General features: G+C 58.7%; 3 protein-coding genes. 2 read left to right on the forward strand and 1 reads right to left on the reverse strand.

Annotated features, from left to right (window positions below; all coding sequences use genetic code 11):
• Positions 1-647 precede the first annotated feature (647 nt).
• A complete protein-coding gene (locus C7C56_RS28105) occupies positions 648-1235 on the reverse strand; it encodes a hypothetical protein (RefSeq protein ID WP_146204391.1) in 588 nt (195 codons plus the stop codon).
• 323 nt (positions 1236-1558) lie between these two features.
• On the opposite strand from C7C56_RS28105, the gene istA reads away from it, so the two are divergent.
• Together istA and istB are read left to right on the forward strand one after the other, a co-directional pair.
• On the forward strand, positions 1559-3091 hold the full coding sequence (gene istA, locus C7C56_RS10145) for an IS21 family transposase (protein WP_106757310.1): 1533 nt from the start codon (positions 1559-1561) through the stop codon (positions 3089-3091).
• A complete protein-coding gene (gene istB, locus C7C56_RS10150; RefSeq protein WP_106757311.1) occupies positions 3084-3887 on the forward strand; it encodes an IS21-like element helper ATPase IstB in 804 nt (267 codons plus the stop codon). The genes istA and istB overlap by 8 nt, the downstream gene beginning before the upstream one ends.
• The last annotated feature ends 347 nt before the right edge of the window (positions 3888-4234 follow it).

The following is a 4234-nucleotide window of genomic DNA, read 5'->3' on the forward strand; positions in this document are numbered from 1 at the left end:
GGAGCTAAATGGATACCCCTTATATCGATACAGTATTGCTCAAAATTGTTGCACTTGGCTGTTCCGGTAATTCTTCTGCGGGTTCGTCCACTCAGGCCAGCGGCTGGATCGCCCTGCCGATCTCGACGTACCAAGCCTGTGCCACACACTTTCGCGTCAGCGGATCGGCCTCGATGCCGGGCGAAGGAACGCGTGTGCCCTGCCCGCGAGCCGGCGGCGTTCCGGCAGGCTTCTGCAACGATAAATCGCCCTTTTTCCGGCCGCGTGGACCGAACACTAGGCGCCCGCCGACGGCCGGCTCGAGCGCCCCCGCTTGGCGCTGTGTGGTTAGGCGTTGGCACCAAGCTGCTGGCCAGCGGCGACCGGAGCCGTTCGGCCCAGCCTGACTTGGCCGGCAGCGCCTGCGCTGCGCCGATTCTGGCACCACTGGATCTTGCTGCGTGATTTTCAGGCGGGTCTCAGTGGACTGGTTCGAGCATGCGCACCTTAGCGTACTATTTTTTCCGAATTCTGTGGGCGCCCCAAGAAGGACCTGATCGACGCGGTGTCGAGGGTGTATGACATGGAGCCGGTGGCGCCGACGACGATCGACGAGAGGATGCTCGAGCCAGAAAGCTACGCGGACGGTATGTGATCTGCTCGGCTTGCTACTTACCCTGCGCGGCACATCGTGCAACAGCTGCATCATTGGCCAAATTCAGGCAGTGTCGAAGGTCGCCGGATTTCCTCGGTGAGGAAGATGCGCGGCGTTTCATCGAAGAATTGTCTGGTATTGCCATGCTCTCAGTAGGTGATGATGTAGCAGGTTCAGGCCTTGCAATCGATGTAGCCGGTGTCGCGGGAGCTTGGGAGCCAAAATTTTGTTGTAATACCATTGCCACGACATATATGCTGAAGAAAGCTATGACCAAGCCAACAGCTGCAGTGATGATGGCGATCAACACTTGCTTGGCCTTGTCCGCAGCGTTCGTCATGATTAGGGCGACCTCACCCATGACTGGTTTTGAGGAAACGTTCTTGGGAGATCTCGAATCAATACTTTCTGTTATCAATAAATAGGCTACGCCAACGCACAACAAGTCAGTGATGATGAAACCGGGGTTCCCGGTAAAAAGGCCCAGCAACGCCATCGCTATCGCTGCGATGGTGGTCTTCGCTTTATTGTTCGTATGCATCCCTACGACATAGACGATGACTGCTGGGACTACGGCGATAGCAAATATCGTAAGGGACATGGTTCAGCCTCTTTCTTGGCGCTATTCGGCAGTGGGTATTCGGTCAGTATATCGGAGACTACTCCTGCGCCCCGGGGAGAAGCAGCGCCGCGCGCCTGATGCCCTCGGACAGCTCGTCGCCGCAAGGCCGAGACGAAGAAACCCGACGCCGAGCTCGCCGAGCCGGACGACACCGAGGAGGACAACGATGGCAATAGTAGTGACTAGCTTGTTGCGGCTGACCGAAAATTGACCCACCTACGAGGGGTATGCTGATCGAAAATTGACCCAGGTGTTCTACTACTGCTGCCCACATTTTGGGCAGGAGAAAAAAGGTGATAACCATGGAAATTTTAGGCAAGATTCGACGGATGTACCTGCGCGACAAGTTGTCGTTGCATGAGATAACGAAGCGCACGGGCCTGTCGCGCAACACGATACGCAGTTGGCTGCGCAAGCCCGAGAACGAGACCTCGCCTCCGACGTACGTCAGGGAAAAGAGCCCCGGAAAATTGAGTCCCTACGACGCCACGCTGGAACTGGCGCTCAAGGCCGACGCGCTTCGCAACAAGCAAAACAGGCGTACCGCCAAGGCGCTGTTCATCCAGATCAAGGCTGACGGCTATGTCGGCTGTTACTGCCAAGTCACAGCCTTTGTTCGTGGCTGGCGCGGACGCGAAGGCAAGGCACCGCATGCCTTCGTACCGCTCAAGTTCGCTCTGGGCGAGGCGTTTCAGTTCGACTGGAGCGACGAGAGCCTGGTGATCGGCGGCATCTACCGGCGCATGCAGGTATCGCACATGAAATTGTGCGCCAGTCGCGCCTTCTGGTTGGTAGCCTATCCGACCCAGGGGCACGAGATGCTGTTCGATGCCCATACACGCTCGCTGGCTGCCTTGGGCGGGGTGGCCCGTCGCGGCATCTACGACAACATGAAGACAGCCGTCGACAAGGTCAATAAAGGCAAAGGCCGGGCGGTCAACAAGCGCTTTGCCGCGATGTGCAGCCACTATCTGTTCGACCCTGATTTTTGCAACCGGGCCTCCGGTTGGGAAAAGGGCATCGTAGAAAAGAACGTGCAGGACAGTCGGCGGCGCATCTGGATCGATGCGCAAAGCCTGCAGTTCGGTTCCTTCGACGAACTCAATGTTTGGCTCGGCGAGCGCTGCAAATCGCTGTGGGATACGATGCGTCACCCGGAGCACCCGCAATTCAGCATTGCCGAAATGCTGGAACAGGAGCGCGCCGAAATGATGCCCATGACGACGCCGTTCGACGGCTACGTGGAGAAGGCGGCGCGGGTATCGAGCACGTGCCTGGTCAGCGTGGACCGCAACCGCTACTCGGTGCCGTGCGAACTAGCGGGTCAGATGGTGAGCACCCGGCTTTATCCGAATCGCGTCCGCGTCGTGGCCGCCGATGCCGTGGTGGCGGACCATGAGCGGCTCGCCGATCGGAATCATGTCCGTTACGACTGGCAGCACTACATCGCGCTGGTCGATCGCAAACCTGGGGCACTGCGAAATGGCGCTCCGTTCGCCGACATGCCCGAGCCGCTCAGACAGCTCAAGCTCGGCCTGCTGCGACACGAAGGCGGCGACAGGGTCATGGCGCAGGTGCTGGGCGCGGTGCCCGTGGCGGGGCTGGAGGCGGTGCTGGTGGCGGTGAACTTGGTGATTGCGTCCGGCGCACTGAGCGCCGAACACGTGCTCAATGTGCTGGCGCGGCTCACTGCCGCCCCGCAGCCTGCAAGCGTCGAGACGAGCCTGCAGCTCAAGGAGGCGCCGCTGGCCAACACCAGCCGGTACGACAGCCTGCGCTGCAGTAGTGGCGACGGCGACGACGCCAGCATGGCCATGGAGGTTGATCATGCGTGACATCACCAACGAGCTCAAAGAGCTGCGCTTGCATGGGATGGCCAGTGCTTGGGCCGATTTGACGGATGCGGGGACGGCGACAACGGAGTCGTCCCGATGGCTGATCGAACATCTGCTGCAGGCCGCGCATACCGACCGGGCCATGCGCTCGGTGAGATACCAACTCACTGCTGCCAAGTTCCCGGTGCATCGGGACCTGGCCGGTTTCGACTTCGAATCGAGCAAGGTAGATGAGCGCCTGGTACGCCAATTGGCGACACTGACCTTCACCGACACGGCGCAAAACGCGGTCCTCATCGGTGGTCCGGGAACGGGGAAGACGCACCTGGCCACCGCCATCGCAGTGAATGGCATCGCCTCGAACGGCAAGCGGGTGCGCTTCTATTCGACGGTCGATTTGGTCAATATCCTCGAACAGGAAAAGCGTGATGGCAAAGCCGGCCGCACCGCGTTGGCCCTGATGCGGATGGATTTGGTCGTACTTGACGAGCTCGGATATTTGCCGTTCAGTCAGGCCGGCGGGGCCTTGCTATTTCATCTGCTCTCCAAACTGTACGAGCATACCAGCGTGGTCATCACGACCAATCTCAGTTTCGCTGAATGGTCAAGCGTGTTCATCGATGCAAAGATGACCACGGCCTTGCTGGATCGGTTGACCCATCACTGCCACATCGTAGAAACCGGTAACGAGTCGTATCGCTTCCAACAAAGCACGATGGCAGCGAAAAAACGAATCAAGGCGCGTGAGCAGAATCGCAAGGCAAGAAAGTCAGCGCCGCCGCAAGAACCGTTCTAAAGCGTCTCGGAAGTCGATTCAATATAAAGGATAAATCGTTTATATCGTTTATATTTATTATTTGACGACAAGGGGGATTCGCAACGGGCTACGCCCTGCGCCAATCCCCCTTGCTATTTGGTATACTTATCCACAGCTGCCAGCATCAATCGCAGCGTCCGCCCCTGGGTCAAATTTCAATCAGCAGGGTGGGTCAATATTCAATCAGCGCCAACACTCAGCCCCCTATTTCGTGTAGACCCACGCCAGACCGCGCTCCACTTGGGCGCGATTGACATCGATGCCGGCGCACGACACAAGCGCCACCGCGCGGCCGTTGGCGCGCTGTCCGAATCCTTGTCGTTTTT

Origin of the sequence: Massilia glaciei, assembly GCF_003011895.2 — a bacterium.
Taxonomy (GTDB): domain Bacteria; phylum Pseudomonadota; class Gammaproteobacteria; order Burkholderiales; family Burkholderiaceae_D; genus Telluria_A; species Telluria_A glaciei.